This window comes from Burkholderia pyrrocinia (assembly GCF_003330765.1).
GTDB lineage: Bacteria > Pseudomonadota > Gammaproteobacteria > Burkholderiales > Burkholderiaceae > Burkholderia > Burkholderia pyrrocinia_B.
Window position 1 is genome coordinate 2,626,760 of the sequence record NZ_CP024903.1, and the last position, 20,839, is coordinate 2,647,598.

General features: G+C 68.7%; 17 protein-coding genes. 8 read left to right on the top strand and 9 right to left on the bottom strand.

Annotated features, from left to right (window positions below; translation table 11 throughout):
• Positions 1 to 19 precede the first annotated feature (19 nt).
• Together CUJ89_RS29575 and CUJ89_RS29580 are read left to right on the top strand one after the other, a co-directional pair.
• Positions 20 to 577, top strand: a complete 558-nt coding sequence (locus CUJ89_RS29575; RefSeq protein ID WP_114180823.1) for a carboxymuconolactone decarboxylase family protein — start codon at positions 20 to 22, stop codon at positions 575 to 577.
• 48 nt (positions 578 to 625) lie between these two features.
• Complete coding sequence (locus tag CUJ89_RS29580; RefSeq protein ID WP_114180824.1) at positions 626 to 1,471, top strand: helix-turn-helix domain-containing protein; 846 nt, start codon at positions 626 to 628, stop codon at positions 1,469 to 1,471.
• A 33-nt stretch (positions 1,472 to 1,504) separates the two neighbouring features.
• Here the strand turns inward: CUJ89_RS29580 and CUJ89_RS29585 are convergent, their stop codons facing one another.
• Positions 1,505 to 2,404: a LysR family transcriptional regulator gene (locus tag CUJ89_RS29585; RefSeq protein ID WP_114180825.1), complete on the bottom strand. Its 900-nt coding sequence runs from the start codon at positions 2,402 to 2,404 to the stop codon at positions 1,505 to 1,507.
• Between the two features lie 96 nt (positions 2,405 to 2,500).
• Between CUJ89_RS29585 and CUJ89_RS29590 the strand changes: the two genes are divergently transcribed.
• A complete protein-coding gene (locus CUJ89_RS29590) occupies positions 2,501 to 3,379 on the top strand; it encodes an aldo/keto reductase family oxidoreductase (RefSeq protein WP_114181623.1) in 879 nt (292 codons plus the stop codon).
• Positions 3,380 to 3,428: 49 nt separating this feature from the next.
• On the opposite strand, the gene CUJ89_RS29595 is transcribed toward CUJ89_RS29590, so the two are convergent.
• On the bottom strand, positions 3,429 to 4,631 hold the full coding sequence (locus CUJ89_RS29595; RefSeq protein ID WP_114180826.1) for an MFS transporter: 1,203 nt from the start codon (positions 4,629 to 4,631) through the stop codon (positions 3,429 to 3,431).
• Positions 4,632 to 4,702: 71 nt separating this feature from the next.
• On the opposite strand from CUJ89_RS29595, the gene CUJ89_RS29600 reads away from it, so the two are divergent.
• Positions 4,703 to 5,752 carry an AraC family transcriptional regulator gene (locus CUJ89_RS29600; RefSeq protein ID WP_114180827.1) on the top strand — a complete coding sequence of 350 codons (1,050 nt, stop codon included), beginning with the start codon at positions 4,703 to 4,705 and terminating at the stop codon, positions 5,750 to 5,752.
• A gap of 98 nt (positions 5,753 to 5,850) precedes the next feature.
• Here the strand turns inward: CUJ89_RS29600 and CUJ89_RS38385 are convergent, their stop codons facing one another.
• Complete coding sequence (locus tag CUJ89_RS38385) at positions 5,851 to 6,018, bottom strand: hypothetical protein (RefSeq protein WP_201752343.1); 168 nt, start codon at positions 6,016 to 6,018, stop codon at positions 5,851 to 5,853.
• 56 nt (positions 6,019 to 6,074) lie between these two features.
• The gene (locus tag CUJ89_RS29605) at positions 6,075 to 7,964 is read right to left on the bottom strand and encodes a DUF3857 and transglutaminase domain-containing protein (RefSeq protein WP_114181624.1); all 1,890 of its coding nucleotides are present in this window, start codon (positions 7,962 to 7,964) and stop codon (positions 6,075 to 6,077) included.
• A 315-nt stretch (positions 7,965 to 8,279) separates the two neighbouring features.
• On the opposite strand from CUJ89_RS29605, the gene CUJ89_RS29610 reads away from it, so the two are divergent.
• The 3 genes from CUJ89_RS29610 (at position 8,280) to CUJ89_RS38390 (ending at position 9,041) form a co-directional block, all read left to right on the top strand.
• A complete protein-coding gene (locus CUJ89_RS29610) occupies positions 8,280 to 8,465 on the top strand; it encodes a hypothetical protein (protein WP_114180828.1) in 186 nt (61 codons plus the stop codon).
• A 97-nt stretch (positions 8,466 to 8,562) separates the two neighbouring features.
• Positions 8,563 to 8,838, top strand: a complete 276-nt coding sequence (locus tag CUJ89_RS29615; protein WP_114181625.1) for a hypothetical protein — start codon at positions 8,563 to 8,565, stop codon at positions 8,836 to 8,838.
• 44 nt (positions 8,839 to 8,882) lie between these two features.
• The gene (locus CUJ89_RS38390; protein ID WP_201752344.1) at positions 8,883 to 9,041 is read left to right on the top strand and encodes a hypothetical protein; all 159 of its coding nucleotides are present in this window, start codon (positions 8,883 to 8,885) and stop codon (positions 9,039 to 9,041) included.
• Between the two features lie 120 nt (positions 9,042 to 9,161).
• Here the strand turns inward: CUJ89_RS38390 and CUJ89_RS29620 are convergent, their stop codons facing one another.
• Together CUJ89_RS29620 and CUJ89_RS29625 are read right to left on the bottom strand one after the other, a co-directional pair.
• A complete protein-coding gene (locus tag CUJ89_RS29620; protein WP_114181626.1) occupies positions 9,162 to 9,482 on the bottom strand; it encodes a DUF1840 domain-containing protein in 321 nt (106 codons plus the stop codon).
• Between the two features lie 307 nt (positions 9,483 to 9,789).
• Positions 9,790 to 11,760 carry an APC family permease gene (locus tag CUJ89_RS29625; RefSeq protein WP_114180829.1) on the bottom strand — a complete coding sequence of 657 codons (1,971 nt, stop codon included), beginning with the start codon at positions 11,758 to 11,760 and terminating at the stop codon, positions 9,790 to 9,792.
• Positions 11,761 to 12,243: 483 nt separating this feature from the next.
• Between CUJ89_RS29625 and CUJ89_RS29630 the strand changes: the two genes are divergently transcribed.
• The gene (locus CUJ89_RS29630) at positions 12,244 to 13,107 is read left to right on the top strand and encodes a crotonase/enoyl-CoA hydratase family protein (RefSeq protein ID WP_114180830.1); all 864 of its coding nucleotides are present in this window, start codon (positions 12,244 to 12,246) and stop codon (positions 13,105 to 13,107) included.
• Positions 13,108 to 13,156: 49 nt separating this feature from the next.
• Here CUJ89_RS29630 and pdeR read toward each other — a convergent pair whose 3' ends face one another.
• The 3 genes from pdeR to CUJ89_RS29645 form a co-directional block, all read right to left on the bottom strand.
• Positions 13,157 to 15,160, bottom strand: a complete 2,004-nt coding sequence (gene pdeR, locus CUJ89_RS29635) for a cyclic di-GMP phosphodiesterase (RefSeq protein ID WP_114180831.1) — start codon at positions 15,158 to 15,160, stop codon at positions 13,157 to 13,159.
• Positions 15,161 to 15,724: 564 nt separating this feature from the next.
• Positions 15,725 to 19,369 carry a hydantoinase B/oxoprolinase family protein gene (locus CUJ89_RS29640; RefSeq protein WP_114180832.1) on the bottom strand — a complete coding sequence of 1,215 codons (3,645 nt, stop codon included), beginning with the start codon at positions 19,367 to 19,369 and terminating at the stop codon, positions 15,725 to 15,727.
• Between the two features lie 118 nt (positions 19,370 to 19,487).
• Positions 19,488 to 20,786 carry an MFS transporter gene (locus tag CUJ89_RS29645; protein ID WP_114180833.1) on the bottom strand — a complete coding sequence of 433 codons (1,299 nt, stop codon included), beginning with the start codon at positions 20,784 to 20,786 and terminating at the stop codon, positions 19,488 to 19,490.
• Positions 20,787 to 20,839 lie beyond the last annotated feature (53 nt).

Consider the following 20,839-nt stretch of genomic DNA (forward strand, 5'->3'; position numbering starts at 1 on the left):
GCATCGCCCCGGAGACATCATGTCCGCCTATCCGCTTCATACGATCGATTCGGCGCCTGCCGAGTCGAAGCCCGTGCTTCGGCAGCTTCAGCAAACCTTCGGCCTGGTCCCGAACATCGCGGCGGCCATGGCCGCATCGCCGGTGCTGATCAACGGCTTCATCGGCCTGTTCGAGCGCGTGCACGCAAGCAGCCTCACCGAGCCGCAGATCCAGACGCTGCTGCTCACCAACGCGGTCACGAACGCGAGCGAATGGCCGGTCGCGTTCCATACCGCGCTCGCGCTGAAACACAGTGTGCTCCCCGCCGACGTCGACGCGATCCGGCACGGCGGCCTGCCCGGCGACGCGAAGCTGGCCGCGCTGTCGGCCACGGCGCGCGCGCTGATCGAAACCCGTGGCCGCCTTGCCGACGCCGACCGGCAGTCCTTCGTCGCAGCCGGATTCAGCGCCGAACAGTTGCTGGAAGTCATCGCGGTGGTCGCCGCGTCGACGATCACGAACTACGTCGGCAGCGTGACGCGGCCCACGCTCGAAGCGCCGTTCGACGCGTTCGTGTGGCATGCGAGCGCCGCGTGAGTCCGATATAGTCGTTCGCGTCGATCACGGAACGATCAGGGAGGCCGGATGAACGCCAGCCGTCGCGATCCGAATACGCCGCCCCACGAACTGGGCCAGTTACTGCGCTACTGGCGCGACGTGCGCGGCGTGAGCCAGCTCGACCTGTCGCTCGACGCGGGCATCTCGCAGCGCCAGATCAGCTTCATCGAAAGCGGGCGCAGCGTGCCGGGCCGCGATACGCTGCTGACGCTCGCACAGACGCTGGACGTGCCGCTGCGCGAGCGCAACGCGCTGCTGCTCGCGGCCGGGTATGCGCCGGTGTATTCGGAAGCGCCGTGGGACGCGCAGGAGATGCACGGCGTGATCCGCGCGCTCGAGCGGGTCGTGCGCCAGCACGATCCGTTTCCGGCGATCGTGATGGACCGCCACTGGAACGTGCTGATGACCAACGATGCGGCGCCGCGCTTTTTCGGCTGCTTCATCGACATGGCTGCGCGCGACGGCCCGCGCAACCTGCTGCGCCTGATGTTCGATCCGCATGGCATGCGGCCGTTCCTGGCCGACTGGGACAACGTATCGCGCAGCCTGCTGCAGCGGGTGCAGCGCGAATCGGTCGGCCGCGTGATCGACGACGAGACGCGGCGGCTGCTCGACGACCTGCTCGCCTGCCCCGATGCGCCGCGCGACTGGAAAACGCCGCCGGCGCCGGCCGCCGGGCCATCGCTGCCGGTCATTCCGATCGGCTTCGTCCACGAAGGCGTCGTGCTGCGTTACTTCTCGCTGGTCACGACGGTCGGCACGCCGCAAAGCGCCGCTGCGCAGGAACTGCGCATGGAGTGCATGTTTCCCGCCGACGACGCGACCGACGCACGCCACCGGCAGTTGCTCGACGCGCACGCGTCGGTGCGCTGAGCGGCGGGCCGGCGCGTCGCCACCCGGCAGAATTCAGGATACCTTGATGAAATCGATGAACGCGCGCAGTGCCGGCGGCACGAGACGGTGCCCCGGGTAGTAGAGAAAGGGGCCTGAAAACGGCCGCCACCACGGTTCGAGCACGCGTTCGAGTGCGCCGCTGTCGAAATGCGGGCGCAACCAGTCTTCGAAGAGATGCAGGATGCCCGTGCCGGCGATCGCCGCATCGACCAGCAGGTCCGACGCCCCGCCGATCTGCACCAGCAGCGGCCCGGCGGCCGGCTCGACCCGCACGACCTCGCCGTCGCGCTCGAACTCCCACGGCGGCATCGCCCCGCTCGCGAAGCGTCCGCGCAGGCAACGATGGTCGAGCAGTTCACGCGGATGTCGCGGCCGGCCATGACGATCGAGATAGCCGGGAGCGGCCGCGGTCGCAAACCGCTGAATGCGCGGGCCGATCGGCACCGCGATCATGTCCTGTTCGAGCCGTTCGTCGTAGCGGATGCCTGCGTCGCATCCGGCCGCCAGCACGTCCACGAAATTTTCGTCGGCGATCACTTCCAGCCGTATTTCCGGGTACGCATCGAGAAAGCGCGGCACGATCGCGGGCAGCACGAGCCGCGACGCGCTGAGCGGCACGTTGAGCTTCAGCGTGCCGGCTGGTCTGTCCCGGAATCCGCCGATACCGTCGAGCGCCGCCGCCACTTCGGTCAACGCGGGCCCGAGACGCGCGAGCAGGCGCTCGCCGGCTTCGGTTGGCACGACGCTGCGCGTCGTGCGGTGAAATAGCCGCACCCCGAGCTGCGCTTCCAGCCGGCGTACGGCCTCGCTCAGCCCCGACGCGCTCAAGCCCGTCACGCGTGCGGCGTCGCGGAATCCGCTGGCGCGCGCTACGGCCATGAACGCATTCAGATCACCCAGATCGGCTTGCATTGTTCGCCTTTTCGTACAACCCGTGCGGATTATGACGACTTATCGCGCAGACGGCCAATGCCTATGCTGGTCGCATTCATCGACAGGAGCACAGTCATGTCCGACATTCGTCACACCGCCACCTTCAGGCTCGGCAATCGCAACGTCAAACGAATCGGCTACGGCGCGATGCAACTCGCGGGGCCCGGTGTATTCGGCCCGCCGAAGGATCGCGACGCGGCATTGAACGTGTTGCGGGAAGCCGTCGCGTCCGGCGTCGACCATATCGACACCAGCGACTTCTACGGCCCGCACGTCACCAACCGGCTGATCCGCGATGCGTTGCATCCGTATCCCGACCATCTCGTGATCGTCACCAAGATCGGCGCGCGACGCGGCGACGACGCATCGTGGCTGCCCGCGTTCGCGCCCGACGAACTCGAACGGGCCGTGCACGACAACCTGCGCAACCTCGGACTCGATGCGCTCGACGTCGTCAACCTGCGCATCATGTTCGACGCACACGGGCCGGCCGAAGGGTCGATCGAAGCGCCGCTGAGCGCGCTCGCCGAACTGCAGCGGCGCGGGCTCGTCCGCCACGTCGGCCTGAGCAACGTCACGCCCGCGCAGGTCGAGCAAGGCCGGCGGATCTGCGACATCGTCTGCGTGCAGAACCACTACAACATCGCGCATCGCGGCGACGATGCGCTGATCGACACGCTTGCCCGTGACGGCATCGCCTACGTGCCGTACTTTCCGCTCGGCGGCTTCTCGCCGCTGCAGTCGTCGACGCTGTCCGGCGTGGCGGCGCGCGTTGGCGCGACGCCGATGCAGGTCGCGCTTGCGTGGCTGCTGCGCCGTGCACCGAACCTCCTGCTGATTCCCGGCACGTCGTCGGTCGCACATCTGCGCGAGAATCTCGCGGCGGCCGACCTCGATCTGCCGGAAGACGCACTCGCAGAACTCGACCGCATCGCCGACGCCAGCGCCGCCTGACGGACAGACGACCGCCGGCGGGCCAACGAAGCGCGGGCCCGCTGGCCGGTCAGGACACCGCCACGCCGGCCCGCTTCGGCACGCCGGTCACGATCGTCGCGACCGCGACGGCCAGCACGATGGCCGCGCCCACGAACACGCCGGCCGCGCCGTTCGCGTCGAACACGACGCCGCCGGCCGCCGCGCCCGTCGCGATCGCGAGCTGGATGGCCGCGACGATCAGCCCGCCCGCGCTCTCGGCCTCGTCGGGCACCGTGCGCGTGACCCACGTCGACCACGCGACGGGCACGCCGCCGAACGCCATCCCCCACAACGCGACGAGCACCGCGTCGATCATCGGCGCGCGGCCCAGCGCGACGAGCGCGATGCCGAGCACGACCATCAGCGCGGGCATCGCGATCAGCATCGGCCGCAGCCGGTGTTCGAGCACGCGGCCCGCGAGCGACGTGCCGACGAAGTTCGCGATCCCGTAGCCGAGCAGGATCGCCGACAGCCCGTTCACGCCGACGCCCGCAACCTGTTCGAGGAACGGCCGCAGATAGGTGAAGAACGCGAAATGCCCGGTGAACACGAGGATCGTCGCGAACATCCCGAGGCCAACGGTGGGCCGGCGCAGCACGTCGATCAGCGTGCGCAGCCGCGTCGTGCCGCTCGGCGGCATCGACGGCAGCGTCATGACCTGCGACACGAACGCGACGCCGCCGAGCACGGCTGCGATCAGGAACACGTTGCGCCAGCCGATCAGGTGGCCGAAGTAGCTGCCCATCGGCGCGGACGCGATCGTCGCGACCGCCACGCCGCTGAAGATGATCGACAGCGCGCGCGGCACCATCGACGTCGGCACGAGCCGCATCGCGGTGGCCGTTGCCATCGTCCAGAAGCCGCCGAGCGCGACGCCGAGCACGACGCGGCCGATCAGCAGCGTCGTCAGGCTGGTCGCGAACGCGACCGCGAGATTCGATGCGACGAGCAGCACCGAGAACACGAGCAGCACGCGCCGCCGGTCGATCGTGCGCGTCAGGGCCGAGATCAGCAGGCTCGTGACAAGCGCAACCGTCGCGGTGGCCGTGACGGCCTGCCCGGCCACGCCCTCGGTCACGCCGAGGCTGTCGGCCATCGGCGTCAGCAGGCTCGCGGGCAGGAATTCGGCCGTGACGAGCCCGAAGACGCCGAGCGTCATCGCGAATACCGCACCCCAGGCCGGTTCGCGGGGGGCTGCCGTCGAGGCAGTGGAGGAAATTCCGGGATTCATGCGTCGGTCCGTTGTCGTATAGGGAAAGTACCAATAACGCCGTATCGTAAGGAACGTCAGCAGGACGGTCTATGACGTACAATCCGCTCTTATTGATCGATCGTCCGAATCTCGTTATGTCCGAGCCCCTGCTTCCCCCCGTGCCCGACGTGCATGACCTCGTCAGCGAGCTGCTGCTGGGGATGCGCCTGAGCGGCGTCCAGTACCGCCGCATCCAGGTCGCGCGGCCGTTCGGGCTGAGCTTCGGCCAGGCGCCGGGCCGCGCGCAGTTCCATTTCGTCGGGCGCGGGCCCGTGCTGCTGCGCGACGCGTCCGGCGAAACGATGCGGCTCGAGGCCGGCGACGCAATCCTGCTGCCGCACGGCCGCATGCACGCGCTGGTGTCCGATCCGGATGCGCCGTGCCGCGAGATCAACGGTTTCGAAGTCGCGAAGATCTGCGATACGGTCGCGTCGGTGGCATCGACCGGCGCATCGCCCGCGTCCTGCGCGGCGACGGAACCGGGCGCAGGCGATGCGCTGATCTTCAGCGCATGCATGGAGCTCGATCTCGGCGGCATGCAGCCGCTGGTCGGCACGATGCCCGAGTTCATGCACGTTGGCACGCTGCTGGCGCGCTACCCGGAAATCCGCCCGATGCTCGACGCGATGGAGCGCGAATCCTGCTCGGCGCGCGCGGGCTTCGCGGGTATCCTCGCGCGGCTCGCGGATGTGGTCGCGGCGTTCATCGTGCGCGGCTGGGTCGAGTGCGGATGCGGCGACGCGACGGGCTGGGTGCAGGCGCTGCGCGAGCCGAGGCTCGGCCGCGCGATCGTTGCGCTGCATCGCGACCCGGGCCGCAACTGGAGCGTCGCGGAACTGGCCGCCGAAGCGGGCGTGTCGCGCTCGGTGTTCGCCGAGCGCTTTCTCGCGGCGACCGGCATGACGCCCGTGCGCTACCTGACCGAGTTGCGGATGCGGCTCGCCGCACAGTGGATCGCGCGCGACCACGAGTCGATCGAAGCCGTCGCGTACCGGCTCGGCTACGGCTCGCTCGCCGCGTTCAGCCGCGCGTTCAAGCGGGTGGTCGGAAAACCGCCGGGCGCCGTGCGCGCGGACGGCGAGGTGCGCGTCGAAGCGTAACGCGTCACGCCGATCGAGGCCCGCTTCGCTTCGGAATCGCGCGCGCCGGCGTCGCTCAAGTCGCTCAAGTCGCCGCCACGCGTGACGTCCTTCCGCGTTCAGCCGCTGCGCGCCTCGAGCGTGTCCACCAGTGCCATCGCGCACTGCACGGCAAGCGCCGCGCACGCTTGCGCATCCACGGCCGCGCCGCTCGCGACGGTGCCCTGCACGATCCGGCCCAGCAATTCCTTCGAGAGATCGGCGATCTCGTAGTCCCGTTCCGTCATGATTTCCCTCCTGTGCGTCGACCGATGGCGGCGACGCGCTTCACTGCCCTACCCGTTCAACGCCCTGTCGCCCGCACGACGATCTGCGCCTGCGTGTCGCGTTCGATGCGTTCGAGCGACGCGCGCAGCGCCGCGAAATCGTCGGGCGTGCACACCTGACGGCCGAAATCCGCCGTCATCCGCCGCGTGACCTGCACGACGCGCGCGGCCGCGTCGAACACATAATGCGACGTGAAATCGACGAAGCGGTCGTGCACGGCCGCATCGGCCGGCAGGTCGGTCACGACGACGTCGACCGGCAGCGCGATCTGGCCGGTCTCGTCGAACCTGCCGCCGATACAGCCCCACGGCTGCGTGCGCACGGGTTCGGCCAACCAGCCTTCGACCTGCGTCGCGATGCCGCCCGTGAGGCTCGACAGCGCGGGCAACGCGGTCGTGCCGTCGGGCCACACGAAATGATCGAGCGTGCCCGACACCGTCACGTCGAACGGCCCGTCGGTCACGCGCCGGTCGCTGGTCGACAGTTGCGCGCGGCCGCGCAAGCCGCTTTGCCGCAGGCGTTCGGTTGCGAGCTGCTCGATGCGGTCGTGCGTCGCGCGGCGAAACAGGTTGCGTTCGAGTTCGGCCGTCCAGCCGTCGTCCTCGATGTATGCATGAAAACGCGTGGCGTCGCGCTGCGCGGCGTCGATCTCGAGCCGCGCGATGCGACCACGCGGCTGCGTGGCCGGCGTGCGCGACAGCACGCCCGTGTCGACGAGCAGCGCCGGGCGATCCATCACGATCGGCGGCAGGTAGCCGAACGCGATGCCGGCCGTCGTCGTATCCGCATAGAGTGCGAGATCGGGCAGCCACGTGATCGCGTGATTGATCGCGCCGCCGCCGTAACCGGGCACGGACGGCAGCGTGTACACGGAACCGAGATTGATCAGCACCGGTTCGCTGCGGATGCCGACCGCCGCGAGCAGTGCGCCGAACAGCGCGACATGGTCCTTGCAGTCGCCGTAGCGGTTGCGCAGGATATCCGTCACGCGATGCGGCGCGGCGGCCGTTTCGCCCAAGAACAGCCCGACGTAGCGCACGTTCGCCTGCACCCAGTCGTACAGGATGCGCGCCTTGTCGCGCGGATCGGCGGCATCCGCGGTGAGCGCGCGCGCCAGCTGCATGACGGCCGGATCGTTCACGCTTGGGTCGACGGCCGCGTTGCGGTAGCGCTCGGCGAACGCCGCGTAGTCGGGCAGCGTCGACACGACGAGCCGGTCGCCGTAGGTCGGGTAGCCGACCGCGCCGTTCTCGATGCGGTCGTACGGGCCGTGCCGGTAGTCGAACTCGTAGCGCGTGCGGCCGTTCGCCGTCACCGGCGGCAGCGCGACGTAGCCGCGCGCGTCGGCGTACAGCGGCAGGTCGGCCGGCACGTCGAAGATCAGCCGCTGGCTGTCGACGGGATCGCGCGACGGCTCGACGTAGTAGCCGAAGTAGCCGCGATTGACGGGCTTCGTGCGCGTCTTGCGGAAGGCGACGCGCGTGCTCGACCCGGCTTCGACGCCGGGGAACACGACGGTGCGCAACAGCCCGTCCTGGAACGTCGGCGCGCCGGCCGAGCGCGGCTCCTGCACGTCGCGGATGCCGTCCGCGCCGACCGGATGCGCGACGCCGTCGCGATCGATCGTCTCGGCCGCGAGCAGGTCGACCTTCTCGAGATTCTTGTCGAACCACACGTAGCGCTGCGCGACCGCGTCGATGCCGATCGCGTTGTTCGCGCGCAGCGTCGCATCGTCGTGCTCGTCGAGCGAACCGTCGTGCTGGATCACGAACTCGTGGACATCGCTGACGAGCGTGACGGGCGCTTCGTCACCCGTGTCGCCCGTGTCGGCCATGGCCGCGCCTGCACCGAGCGCAGCGGCGCAGGCGAGCAGGCAGCCGGTCCATCCGGAAGGAAAACGCACCACGTCGAAGCTCTCCGCGCGTTCGTTGCTGGACGCCAGGGCCGCGCGCCGCGTGGCCGTCGTGCAACCCAGTGTGGGTGACGTGCCGGCGAGCGTCAAGCCGCGTGGCGGAAGGCCTGCCCGCGACGCGTCCGGCCCGCCGCAACGACGCCACCGGCTTCGCAACGCCGCCATGTCGCTCCAGTGCAACCCACTCCCCATGCGATCGATTTTTATATCATGTTGTGATATATAATTCAGGCAGGTCATACGTGCGTGCGACGTCGCCGGAACGAAGCTCCGCCGAACGCGACACGCCGACATGGGGAAGGAGACATCATGCTGATCAACAACGATTTCGAAATCGGGTACCTCGTGATCGCGTTCGCACTGCTGGGCGTGATCCTGTTCGGCGCGCTGCTGACGGCGCTGCATCTCGAACGGTGGCATCCTAAACTGGTCGGCGCCGCGATCGGCGCGCTGATCGGCATCGCGCTGATCGAAGCGATGCCGATACTGACGTGAACACGGCCCGGCGCCCATTCGTCCGATCAGCCGCTGCGTCGCCGCACACGTGCGCGGCGCGGGGTCGGAACGACCGGCGCCCGCCGGGGAGACCGTCATGGTATCGCCGCTCTGCCTGACCTATCGCCAGTGCGCGATCCGCGCGGTCGCGCTCGTCGACCCGGTGGCCGGCGAAGGGCTCGAACTCGGCGCGCTGTACCAGCCGCTCGCCGTCGTGATCTGGCGCGATGCGGGCGGATGCCACGAAGCGCACCTGCTCGATCCGAAGCATCACGTGTTCCGCAACGACGCGGACGCGGTCAGGATCTCGATCGCGCTGGCCAAGCGCTTCATCGACACGAAGCTCGCCGGCCCCTGCGTGCCCGGCGGCTGACGGCCGGTCGCGGCACACCTCGTCCCCATCCTGCCGGAGGTGACATGGAAAACGGTATTGTCCAGATCGTCGTGATGCTCGCGGTTCTCGTGTTCGCGGTGCTGTTTTTCGCTGCCCAACGCGGCCGCGATCGTACGCGCGACAGGTTGCTGCACCGCTCCGCACGACGCTCGTCACGCTCGCATACGCATCATCATCCGTAACCGCGCCGACGAGCGTGCCGCGCAAAAAAATCGGCCGACGGCATGCGCGTCGTTCGACGCGAGGCCGTCGGCCTTCCAGCGGAGGTCCGGTTCTGCGGGCGGCACGCGCGCGATGCGCGCCTACACGCCCCACATCACGTGCCGGCCCTGATCGTGAGCCGCACGCATCATGTCCAGCAGCGGCCACGCGCGCTGCGCGAGCCCGCTCGCATGCGGCGACGCGTCGTCGCGCAATGCCAGCGTCGAATGCTCGTGCGCGCGTTCCCGTGCCGCATCGTCCCTGATTGCCTGCTCGAGCCGCGCGATCGCGCCCGGCAGTTCGTCGGTGGCAATCACGCCGCGTACGTCGAGCCCCTTGCCGACCAGCCCCAGCAGATACTGCGCCAGATCGCGCAACATCACGATATCGGGTGCGGCGGAGGACCGAAACGTCACCAGCATCGTCATTTCCCCTTGTCGTCGCCGCGAACCCGTACGGCGCATCGCGCCGCCGGTCGCGGCGAGGCCTGTCGGCCATCCCGCTGCGCGTGATCGCCGCCCCGTTCTTCTGAACCGGACGTTCGCCCGGCACGATGCGCGCGTCGCGCGGCCGGGTTCGTTTGCGGCGTAGAGGCCGGATGGCACGAAGGCCTGCTTTGATTTTATATCACATTGTGATGCATTCAAGCGTGCAGACCCTGAACGGCCGCAATCGTATGGCGAATCCGGCAATCGGCGCCGCGCGCGGCGCATGATGCGCGCCGTGCCGCTACCCGACATTCATCGGCAGCAGCACCATCTGCTTGCCCTCGACATGCAGGCGCGCCTGCAGCTCGACAGGCGTCTGGTTGTGCAGCCACGCGGTCAGGAAATTCACGCGCCGGAAAATCAGCTTGCTCGCGAAGCACACGGCGTTCGGATACGCGTCGAGTGTCGACGACGCGAGGTTCATGAATTCCACGACGGGATTCGTGCCGAACGCGATCCGGTAGTCGGCCGCGATGCCGTTGCGCCGGCAATGCGCGACGTAGTAGTCGAGTGCTTCGGTGATCGTGCCGCGCAGCCGTTCGAGATGCTCGTGCCCGTCATACGCCTTCGCATCGACTTCGCCCACCGCGAGGAAGATCACGTTGCGGAAATGCCCGGGAAACAGCCGGTTCACCCACAGCAGCGCGTGCATGCTCGCGCCGCGATGCTTGCCGACCAGCAGCACGGCCGTCGGTTGCGACGGATCGGGCTGGCCCGGCGCGCTCGCCTCGTCGACTTCGGGCGGCTGCCCGGAGAACAGCGCATCTTCCTTCGCGAGCTGCGTGCGCGTGTACGCATAGTGGCGGTTGATCACGAAGCACAGCGCGATCACCGCGCTCGTCACGAGCACCGTGAGCCAGCCGCCCGCCGTGAACTTCTCGACCAGCGTGATGACGAGCACGGTCGCCGTCACGCTCAGCCCGAGCGCCGACAGGAAGAAGTGCTTGAACCAGCCGCGCTCGCTGCGATGGCGCCACCAGTACGTGCACATCCCGAGCAGCGACATGCTGAACGTGAGGAACACGTTGATGCTGTACAGCACGACGAGCACGTCGACGTTGCCGTGCGTCCACAGCAGGATCAGCAGGCTCGACAGGCCGACGACGATGATGCCGTTCTGCCGCACGAGGCGCGTCGACAGGTCGCGGAAATGGCGCGGCACCCACGAATCCGACGCCATGTTCGACAGCACGGCCGGGCCGTCGAGAAAGCCCGTCTGCGCGCCGACCAGCAGCAGCCCGGCCTCGAACGCGAGCACGGCCGCGAGCAAGGCGTGACGCGCGAACGCCGAGCCGAGCCCGAGATGGTCGATCACGCTGCCGAACACGACCGCGTTGAGCGTTTCGCCTTCGACGGGCCGCGCGTTCCACAGCATGTACAGCAGGATGATGCCGCCGGCCGTGAACGCGAGCGACGTCGACATGTACCACATCGTCACCTTGCCGTTCGGCACGCGCGGATCGGCCAGCATGTTCACGTTGTTCGACACGGCCTCGAGGCCCGTATAGGTACCGCCGCCCAGCGAGAACGCGCGCATCAGCAACGCGAGCATCACGAATACGCCGAGCGACTGCGACATCCCGTGCGCTTCGTGCACGGCGTCGGGCACGATCATCGCCAGGTTGCTGCCGTGCACGGCGACGCCATACACGATCAGCCCGAAGTGCAGGATCACGAAGCCGATGAAGATCGGCAGCAGCACCATGATCGATTCGCGCATCCCGCGGAAGTTGAGCCCCGTCATCAGCAGGATCAGCACGATCTCGGCCGTGAGCTTGAACACCTGCGCGCTGACCGGCAGCAGGCTGAAGAACGCATCGACGCCGCTCGCGAGCGAGGTCGCGACGGTCAGCACGTAGTCGACCAGCAGCGCCGCGCCCGACACGAGCCCCGGCTTCGACCCGAGCAGCGAGGTCGCGACGCGGTAGCCGCCGCCGCCCGTCGGGAACAGCTCGATCACCTGGTTGTAGCCGAGCGCGATGATGAACACGGTCGCCGCGGTCGCGAGCGCGAGGAACAGCGCGAGCGGCGTGTGGTGCGCCAGCGCGAGGAACGCCTCCTCCGGGCCGTAACACGACGACGACAGGCCGTCGGCGCCGAGCCCGACCCAGGCCAGCAACGGCGTCACGGCGATCGCATGGCGCGTGCGCGGATCGAGCGGGTCCAGCGGCTTGCCGACGAGCAACTGCCACACCTTCTCGAATGCGGTCATGGTCCCCTCCCGGAATTCCGGGCGCGTCGGCGCAATCCTCTAAAGCTAATCGACGCGCAGGCGCGGCGCCAGTCCGCACATTCCATAGGAGCCGTCCGGCGGCCCGGCGCCGCTTTCAGCGTGTAAGCGGATGCGAATGGCCGCGGCGGCACGCCGGGTCAGCCGTTTGCACGCGTTCGCGCAGGGCGGCGAACCCGCCCCGGCCTGCTTCCGGCCCGCTCCCCGCCCGCCTTCCCGCCCGTATCGGCCGCGCCCGGCGCGCCGGCCGCCGCCTCCCGATACCCGCCCCCCCGTCGCCGCCCGCCCCGTCCGCATGGACGCGATCGGCGCCCGCGTTCCGGTCGTGCGTTGTTCCCCGCAATTCGACATTTGTGTGCGCGCAACAATGGCGATGCCTCGCGCCCGGCGCCCGGCGGGCAACCCGACTCCCGCATGGCGCCTGGTGCGACGGCCGTCAAAAACCACAACTCTCGAGGACATACCATGCAACTCCAATCCCATCCGGCGTGCCGTCCGTTTTATGAAGCCGGCGAACTGACGCAACTGACTGCCTTTTACGAAGAAGGCCGCAACGTCATGTGGATGATGCTGCGATCGGAGCCGCGGCCGTGCTTCAACCAGCAACTCGTCACCGACATCATCCATCTCGCGCGCGTCGCACGCGACTCGGGCCTGCCGTTCGACTTCTGGGTGACGGGCTCGCTCGTCCCCGAGTTGTTCAACGTCGGCGGCGACCTGAGCTTCTTCGTCGACGCGATCCGCAGCGGCCGGCGCGACCAACTGATGGCCTATGCGCGCTCCTGCATCGACGGCGTATACGAGATCTACACGGGCTTCGGCACCGGGGCGATCTCGATCGCGATGGTCGAGGGCAGCGCGCTCGGCGGCGGCTTCGAGGCCGCGCTCGCGCATCACTACATGCTCGCGCAGAAGGGCGTGAAGCTCGGGTTCCCCGAGATCGCGTTCAACCTGTTCCCGGGCATGGGCGGCTATTCGCTGGTTGCGCGCAAGGCGGACCGCGGCCTCGCGGAATCGCTGATCGCGACCGGCGAAACGCATGCGGCCGAGTGGTACGAGGACTGCGGGCTGATCGACCAGACGTTCGACGCCGGTGACGCGTATCTCGCGACGCGCACCTTCATCGACGTGACGAAGCCGAAGCTGAACGGCGTGCGCGCGATGCTGCGCGCACGCGAGCGCGTGTTCCAGCTGACGCGCTCGGAGCTGATGGACATCACGGAAGCGTGGGTGCAGGCGGCGTTCACGATCGAGTCGAAGGACCTCGCGTACATGGAACGCCTCGTGATGCTGCAGAACCGGCGCGTGTCGAAGCTGCGCACGGTGTAATGCGACCGGCGCCGCCGCTTGCCGGCGGCGCCCCGCGCGGGAACGAAGCTCAGGCGATCAGCCTGAGCTTTCTCGTCTCCGCGAGCCACGCCTCGAATGCCTGGGCCGGCATCGGGCGCGCGTAGTAGTAGCCCTGCGCGTGGTCGACGTCGAGCTGTTTGAGGAAGTCGGCTTCCGCATGCGTTTCGACGCCTTCGGCGACCACCGAGAAATTCAGCGCCTTCGCGAGCGACACGACCGAGCGCACCAGCGCCTGCGAGCGCGGATTGCGGTCGATGCCCGTGATGAAGCTGCGGTCGAGCTTGATCGCGTCGAGCGGCAGGCGCGACAACTGCGACAGCGACGAATAGCCGGTGCCGAAATCGTCGAGATGGATCTCCGCGCCGAGCTGGCGGAACTGCCGCATCAGCCCGTTGGCCGCATCCTCGTCCTCGATGAAGCAGCTCTCGGTCAGCTCGATGTCGAGCAGGCCGGGCTTCAGCCCCGCGCTGTCGAGAATCGATGCGAGCTGGTGCACGATGTTCATGTCCTGCAACTGCCGCGCGGACATGTTCACCGCGATCCGGATGCCGAGCCCCTTCGCCTTCCACGCGGCGGCCTGCGCGGCCGCGGTACGCATCACCCAGCGCCCGAGCGGTGCGATCAGGCCCGACTCCTCCGCGAAACGGATGAACTCGACCGGCGCGACCAGCCCGCGATCGGGCGACTGCCAGCGGATCAGCGCCTCGACGCCGTGCACGTCGCCCGTGGCGATATCGACGACCGGCTGGTAGTGCAGCACGAACTGCTCTTCCTCGAGCGCCTTGCGCAGGTTCGTGTCGAGCCACATGTACTTCGCGACCTTCTGGTTCATCTCCAGCGAGAACACGCGGTACGTATGCTTGCCTTCTTCCTTCGCGACGTACATCGCGGTGTCCGCGCTGCGGATCAGCGTCTCGAGCGAATCGCCGTGCTGCGGATGCATCGCGATGCCGATCGAGCAGCTCGTGTAGACCTCCATCAGCCCGAGGTGAATCGGCGTGCGCAGCCGTTCGAGGATGATCTGCGCGGTCGCTTCGAGCAGCGGCCGCGTACCGTGCTCGAACAGCACGAGGAATTCATCGCCGCCGAGCCGCGCGAGCGTCGCGCCGGACGACAGGCAGCCGCTGATGATCGTCGACACGTCCTGCAGCAGCCGGTCGCCGGTGATGTGCCCGTAGTGATCGTTGACGCGCTTGAAGTTGTCGAGATCGAGGAACAGGATGCCGACCTGGCCGTGCGACTCGGCACTCTCCGCGGCGATCGCCGCGTGGATGCGCTCGCTGATCGCATGGCGGTTCGGCAGCCCGGTGAGCACGTCGGTGTTCGCGAGCTCGATGAGCCGCTGCTGCGCGTTGCGTTCCTCGGTGACGTCGATGCCCGAGCAGATCAGGAACTGCTCCTCGACGCCGCTGCCGCTCTGCACGAACTTGTTGCGGAACTGGAACAGGCGCGGCCCGTTGACCGTGTTGATGTAGCGCTCGACCGCGAACGAGTGGTTGCTCGCGAAAAAGCCGGTGATGTTGCTGCGCGACTGCGCGCCCTGCTCGGCGCTCATGAACAGCTCGAACGCGCTGCGGCCGATCACGTCGACCTCGCGCTTGCCCGTCACTTCCTCGCACAGGCGGTTGAAGCGCTGCACCATCCCGTTGCGGTCGAGGATCACGACGAGCGAATTCACTTCGGACACGACCTGCTCGGCGAACGAGAGCCCGTGCGCGAGATCGCCCGCGACGGACACGGCATCGGAATAGGCGCAGGCCGTGCCGGCCCAGTTGGACGTGTCGACCTTCTTGCCGACGAGATGGAGGCTGACCGAATGGCCGAACAGCGCGATCTCGAGCACGAGGTGCGACGTGACGCCCGTCAGCGCGCGGATGCGCGCGGCCTGCTCGACCGTCAGCGCAACGGCGACGTTGGTCAGGCCGCGGACGGCGGCCAGTTCGAGCGCATTGCTGTCACTGCCGAGACGCCAGCAGGGGCTGCGCGTACCGACATGCGCCTCGAGCACCGCGCTATCGTTTTCGTCATCCATGGACACGCCCCGATCCAGAAAAAACGCACAGTGTAGACGGAGGCGAACTGGCCGACCGCCTTCCCGGGCCGCGCAGCGCGCGTTCCCGGCACGGCAGTCGTGATTGCCGTGACAGCGGCCCGCGTCCCGTACTTGTTTCCAACCAATGCGACCCGGCGTTCACGCGTGATGCGCGCAGGTTCTGCCTAACGAACGATGAGAGCCATCTTATCAAATGACGAACAGGATTGGCACTCACATTTGGAGCAGAGTGTCAAGGAATCGGAACTCGATTGGCAAGCCGGATTTTTCATGATTGGCGCCATGCGCAAGCGCCGGTGCGGCGCCGCGCAACGGGGCCGGCTAGACGGGCTGAGCGCCCCGCCGGGCGGGCGTTTGCGGTCGATTCCAGAAGATCGGGACCAAGACATTGCAGAACCGTGGCGGCAGGGTCGGATCGCATTCTGGCCACGCGACTTTCGGCCATTTTTGATTCCGTTCGTGCGTGAATGCGTAGTTTTATCCCACAGTTCGTTGCAATTTCGTCAGCCCACCGGCGCGGCCCCCCCGCGCCGGTTGCGCGGCTCAGCCCGCCGCGCCGTAACCGCCGCCGCCCGGCGTTTCGACGACGAACACGTCGCCCGGCGCCATCTGCGCGCGGCCGATATGGTCGAGTGCCTCGACCGAGCCGTCCGCGCGCTCGATCGTGTTGCGGCCGAGCGCGCCGGCTTCGCCGCCCGCCGCGCCGAACGGCGCGTGGATCCGGTTGTTCGACAGGATCGACGCGGTCATCGGCTCGAGGAAGCGGATCCGCCGCACCGCGCCGTCGCCGCCGCGCCAGCGCCCGCCGCCGCCCGACCCGGCGCGGATCCGGTGCGAATCGAGCCGCACCGGATAGCGCCATTCGAGCACCTCCGGATCGGTGAGCCGCGAGTTCGTCATGTGCGTCTGCACCGCACCGACACCCGCGAACCCGTCGCCCGCGCCGCTGCCGCCCGCAATCGTCTCGTAATACTGGTACTGAGCGTTGCCGAATGTGAAATTATTCATCGTGCCCTGGCTCGACGCGACGCAGCCGAGCGCGCCGTACAGCGCATTGGTGATCGCCGACGACGTCTCGACGTTGCCCGACACGACCGCCGCCGGATACTCGGGGTTAAGCATCGAGCGCGCGGGCACGATCACCGTGAGCGGCTTCAGGCAGCCGGCGTTCAGCGGGATGTCGTCGCCGACGAGCGTGCGGAACACGTACAGCACGGCGGCCATGCAGACGGCCTTCGGCGCGTTGAAGTTGTTGTCGAGCTGCGCGGACGTGCCGGTGAAGTCGATCTCCGCGCGCCGCGCCGCACGATCGACGCGGATCGCGACGCGAATCTCGGCGCCGTTGTCGAGCGGGTAGCGGTACGCGCCGTCCTGCAGCGCGCCGATCACGCGCCGCACGGCTTCTTCCGCGTTGTCCTGCACGTGCCCCATGAACGCGAGCACGACGTCGCGGCCGAACTGCGCGACCATCCGGCGCAATTCGTCGACGCCCTTCTGGTTCGCGGCGACCTGCGCGCGCAGGTCGGCCATGTTCTGCTCGACGTTGCGCGCCGGGTAGCGGCCCGACGCCAGCAGCGCGCGCGTGTCGGCATCGCGCAGCACACCCGCCGACACGAGCTGCCAGTTGTCGATCAGCACGCCCTCCTCGTCGATATGGGTCGAATCGGGCGGCATCGAGCCCGGCGTCGTGCCGCCGATGTCCGCATGGTGGCCGCGCGAGCCGACGTAGAACAGCGGTTCCACCGCGCCGTCCGCGAACACCGGCGTGATGACCGTCACGTCCGGCAGGTGCGTGCCGCCGTGATACGGGTCGTTCAGCATGAAGACGTCGCCGTCGCGCATGCGGCCGCGGTTGCGCTCGATCACCGTGCGGATGCTCTCGCCCATCGAGCCGAGGTGCACGGGCATGTGCGGCGCATTGGCGATCAGGTTGCCGTCGCCGTCGAAGATCGCGCACGAGAAGTCGAGCCGCTCCTTGATGTTCACCGAGTACGCGGTGTTCTGCAGCCGCAGCCCCATTTGCTCGGCGATCGACATGAACAGGTTGTTGAAGATCTCGAGCCGCACGGGATCGGCGTCGGTGCCGAGCGAGCGGCGCGTCGGCAGCGGCGTCGTGCGCGTCAGCACGAGGTTGCCCTGCGCGGTCATCCGCGCGCGCCAGCCGGGCTCGACGACGGTCGTGCCATTGCGTTCGGCGACGATCGCCGGGCCGTCGATCGCGTCGCCGGCCAGCAGCGTGTCGCGCACGTAGAGCGCCGCATCGTGCCACTGGCCGCCGGAATAAAAGCGCACGGCGGAATCGGCGCGCGGCGCGCCGCCGTCATCCGCTCCGCGTGGCGCGAGCGGTGCGATTTCCACCGGCGCGTCGGAGCGGCCGATCGCCTCGACCGAGGCCAGCTCGGCGACGAGCGGCGTGCCGGGCATCAGGAACGCGTAGCGCTGCCGGTACGCGGCCTCGAACGCCTGCTGCATCGCGTCGACGCTGCCGGCCGGCACGTCGAGCGCCGAATCGGTGCCCTGGTAGCGCAGGTGCACGCGCCGCTCGGTCGCGATCCGCTCCGCCGGCACGCCCTGTTCGAGCAGCGCGCCGACGGCCTCGTCGGCCAGCCGGTCGAGCGCCGCGTTCAGCGCCGGCAGCGATGTGTCGGACAGCACGGCTTCGACCGCGCGCTCGCGCATCGCGGTCTGGTCGGCGAGGCCCATCCCGTACGCGGACAGCACGCCCGCGAGCGGATGCGCGAACACCTGCGTCATCCCGAGCGCGTCGGCCACGCCGCACGCGTGCTGGCCGCCCGCACCGCCGAACGTCGTCAGCACGTAGCGCGACACGTCGTGGCCGCGCTGCACGGAAATCTTCTTGATCGCGTTCGCCATGCTGCCGATCGCGATTTCCAGAAAGCCTTCGGCGAGCGCCTCGGGCGTCTCGCGCCGCCCGGTCGCCGTCTGGATTTCATCGGCGAGCGCTGCGAACTTCGCGACCACGCCGTCGCGGTCGAGCGGTTGGTCCGCATGCGGGCCGAACACGCGCGGGAAATGATCGGGCTGGATCTTGCCGAGCATCACGTTGCAGTCGGTCACCGTCAGCGGGCCGCCGCGCCGGTAGGCAGCCGGCCCCGGGTTCGCGCCGGCCGATTCGGGCCCGACGCGCAGCCGTGCGCCGTCGAAGCCGAGCACCGAGCCGCCGCCCGCGGCGACCGTGTGGATGCTCATCATCGGCGCGCGCATCCGCACGCCGGCCACCTGCGTCTCGAACACGCGCTCGAACTCGCCGTTGTAGTGCGACACGTCGGTCGACGTGCCGCCCATGTCGAAGCCGATCACCTGCGCGAAGCCGGCCGCGCGCGCGGCGCGCACCATCCCGACGATGCCGCCCGCCGGGCCCGACAGGATCGCGTCCTTGCCCTGGAACGCGTCGGCGCGCGTCAGCCCGCCGCTGCTCTGCATGAACTGCAGGTTCACGCCCGGCATCTCGTGCGCGACCTGCTCGACATAACGACGCAGGATCGGCGACAGGTACGCGTCGACGACGGTCGTATCGCCGCGCGACACCATCTTCATCAGCGGCGACACCTCGTGCGACACCGACACCTGCGTGAAGCCGATGCGGCGCGCGAGTTCGGCGAGCGCGCGTTCGTGCGCGGTATGGCGATAGCCGTGGATCAGCACGATCGCGAGCGAGCGCACGCCCGAGTCGAACACGCGGCGCAGCGACGCTTCGGCGCCCGCCGCATCGAGCGCCACGACGACGTCGCCGTGCGCGCCGATGCGTTCGTCGATCTCGACGACCGTCTCGTACAGCGCATCGGGCAGCACGATGTCGAGATCGAACAGGCGCGGCCGGTTCTGGTACGCGATGCGCAGCACGTCGCGAAAGCCGCGCGTCGTCGCGAGCGCGGTGCGCTCGCCCTTGCGTTCGAGCAGCGCGTTGGTCGCGACCGTCGTGCCCATCTTCACCATGTCGACGCGCGCGGGCGTGATCGGCTCGCCGTCGGCGAGGCCGAGCAGGTGACGGATGCCGGCCACGGCCGCGTCGCGGTACTGCTCGGGATTCTCCGACAGCAGCTTGTGCGTGACGAGCGTGCCGTCGGGCCGGCGCGCGACGATGTCGGTGAACGTGCCGCCGCGGTCGATCCAGAATTGCCAGCGTGCGGCGTCGGAGGAAACGGGGGAAGTCTGTCGGTCAGTCATGATGTCGGGTCGATGCGTCGTTGAATCGAAGGACGAGCGCCGCCGCACGGCGCGCGTCGCGCGCCGTGTCACGGGTCGATGAAAAGGGGAGAAAACGAAGGGCGGGCCGCGCTGCCGCTTACGCGGCGTCGAGTTCGCGGCCGCGCGTCTCGGGCAGCGTCAGCGCGGCGACGATCACCACGCCGTACGCGGCGACCGCGAAGATCCCGATGCTCGTGCCGAGCCCGTACTGCTTCGACAGCGCGCCGATCAGGAACGGGAACAGTGCGCCGATCGCGCGGCCCACGTTGTAGCAGAAGCCCTGGCCGGAGCCGCGCACGCGGGTCGGGAACAGTTCGGTGAGGAACGCGCCCATCCCCGAGAAGATGCCCGATGCGAAGAAGCCGAGCGGGAAGCCGAGCCACAGCATCGACGCATTGGTCAGGTTCAGCGACGTGTACGCGAATGCGATCACCATCGAGCCGACCGCGAACAGGATGAAGTTCGGCTTGCGGCCGAGGCGGTCGGTCAGGTACGCGCTCGTCAGGTAGCCGACCCACGAGCCGAAGATGATCATCGCGAGATAGCCGCCGGTGCCCATCACGGTCAGGTGCCGCTCGGTCTTCAGGAAGGTCGGCAGCCACGTCGTGATCGCGTAGTAGCCGCCCTGCGCGCCGGTCGTCAGCAGCGCCGCGCGCAGCGTCGTCGTGATCAGCTTCGGCGCGAAGATCTCGGTGAGGCGCGGCGCATCGGCCACTTGCGCCTGCGCGGCCTTCTCCTTCTCGTAGACGTCCGGCTCCTTCACGTAGCGGCGGATCGCGACGACCAGCAGCGCGGGCGCGAGCCCGACGAGGAACAGCGCGCGCCATGCCTGCTCGGCCGGCAGCACCGAGAACAGCAGCGCATACAGCAGCGCGCACAGCCCCCAGCCGATCGCCCAGCCCGACTGCACGAGGCCGACCGCCTTGCCGCGGTCGCGCGCGCGGATCACTTCGCCGATCAGCACCGCGCCGGCCGTCCATTCGCCGCCGAAGCCGAAGCCCATCAGCGCGCGCGCCGCGAGCAGCTGGTGGTAACTCTGTGCCAGCCCGCACAGCGCGGTGAACACGGCGAACCACAGCACGGTGAGCTGCAGCGTGCGCACGCGGCCGATCCGGTCGGACAGGATGCCCGCCATCCAGCCGCCGAGCGCCGACGCGAGCAGCGTGATCGTGCCGATGAAGCCCGCGTCCGCGAACGAGATGCCCCAGGTCGCGACGAGCGTCGGGATCACGAACGACAGCATCTGCGTGTCCATCCCGTCGAGCATGTAGCCCACCTTGCAGCTCCAGAACGCGCGGCGCTCGCGTGGCTGCGCGTCGCCGTACCACGAGAACAGGCCGTTGCGCTCGGGGCTCGCGGGCTCGGCGGCGGGTGCCGCGAGGGTCTTGCTTTCCATGGTGGTGCTCCTGTCGTTATGCGCCGTCAAATGAGTGTCGTGCGTGCGTCGCC

What these genes read in the sequence shown, in the direction of transcription:
- CUJ89_RS29585 (WP_114180825.1), bottom strand. Translation starts at nt 2,404, where the DNA reads ATGCAAGCCGATCTGGGTGATCTGAATGCGTTCATGGCCGTAGCGCGC.
- pdeR (WP_114180831.1), bottom strand. Translation starts at nt 15,160, where the DNA reads ATGGATGACGAAAACGATAGCGCGGTGCTCGAGGCGCATGTCGGTACG.
- CUJ89_RS29575 (WP_114180823.1), top strand. Translation starts at nt 20, where the DNA reads ATGTCCGCCTATCCGCTTCATACGATCGATTCGGCGCCTGCCGAGTCG.
- CUJ89_RS29595 (WP_114180826.1), bottom strand. Translation starts at nt 4,631, where the DNA reads ATGAATCCCGGAATTTCCTCCACTGCCTCGACGGCAGCCCCCCGCGAA.
- CUJ89_RS29610 (WP_114180828.1), top strand. Translation starts at nt 8,280, where the DNA reads ATGCTGATCAACAACGATTTCGAAATCGGGTACCTCGTGATCGCGTTC.
- CUJ89_RS29640 (WP_114180832.1), bottom strand. Translation starts at nt 19,369, where the DNA reads ATGACTGACCGACAGACTTCCCCCGTTTCCTCCGACGCCGCACGCTGG.
- CUJ89_RS38385 (WP_201752343.1), bottom strand. Translation starts at nt 6,018, where the DNA reads ATGACGGAACGGGACTACGAGATCGCCGATCTCTCGAAGGAATTGCTG.
- CUJ89_RS29600 (WP_114180827.1), top strand. Translation starts at nt 4,703, where the DNA reads ATGACGTACAATCCGCTCTTATTGATCGATCGTCCGAATCTCGTTATG.
- CUJ89_RS29625 (WP_114180829.1), bottom strand. Translation starts at nt 11,760, where the DNA reads ATGACCGCATTCGAGAAGGTGTGGCAGTTGCTCGTCGGCAAGCCGCTG.
- CUJ89_RS29580 (WP_114180824.1), top strand. Translation starts at nt 626, where the DNA reads ATGAACGCCAGCCGTCGCGATCCGAATACGCCGCCCCACGAACTGGGC.
- CUJ89_RS29615 (WP_114181625.1), top strand. Translation starts at nt 8,563, where the DNA reads ATGGTATCGCCGCTCTGCCTGACCTATCGCCAGTGCGCGATCCGCGCG.
- CUJ89_RS29590 (WP_114181623.1), top strand. Translation starts at nt 2,501, where the DNA reads ATGTCCGACATTCGTCACACCGCCACCTTCAGGCTCGGCAATCGCAAC.
- CUJ89_RS29645 (WP_114180833.1), bottom strand. Translation starts at nt 20,786, where the DNA reads ATGGAAAGCAAGACCCTCGCGGCACCCGCCGCCGAGCCCGCGAGCCCC.
- CUJ89_RS38390 (WP_201752344.1), top strand. Translation starts at nt 8,883, where the DNA reads ATGGAAAACGGTATTGTCCAGATCGTCGTGATGCTCGCGGTTCTCGTG.
- CUJ89_RS29630 (WP_114180830.1), top strand. Translation starts at nt 12,244, where the DNA reads ATGCAACTCCAATCCCATCCGGCGTGCCGTCCGTTTTATGAAGCCGGC.
- CUJ89_RS29620 (WP_114181626.1), bottom strand. Translation starts at nt 9,482, where the DNA reads ATGCTGGTGACGTTTCGGTCCTCCGCCGCACCCGATATCGTGATGTTG.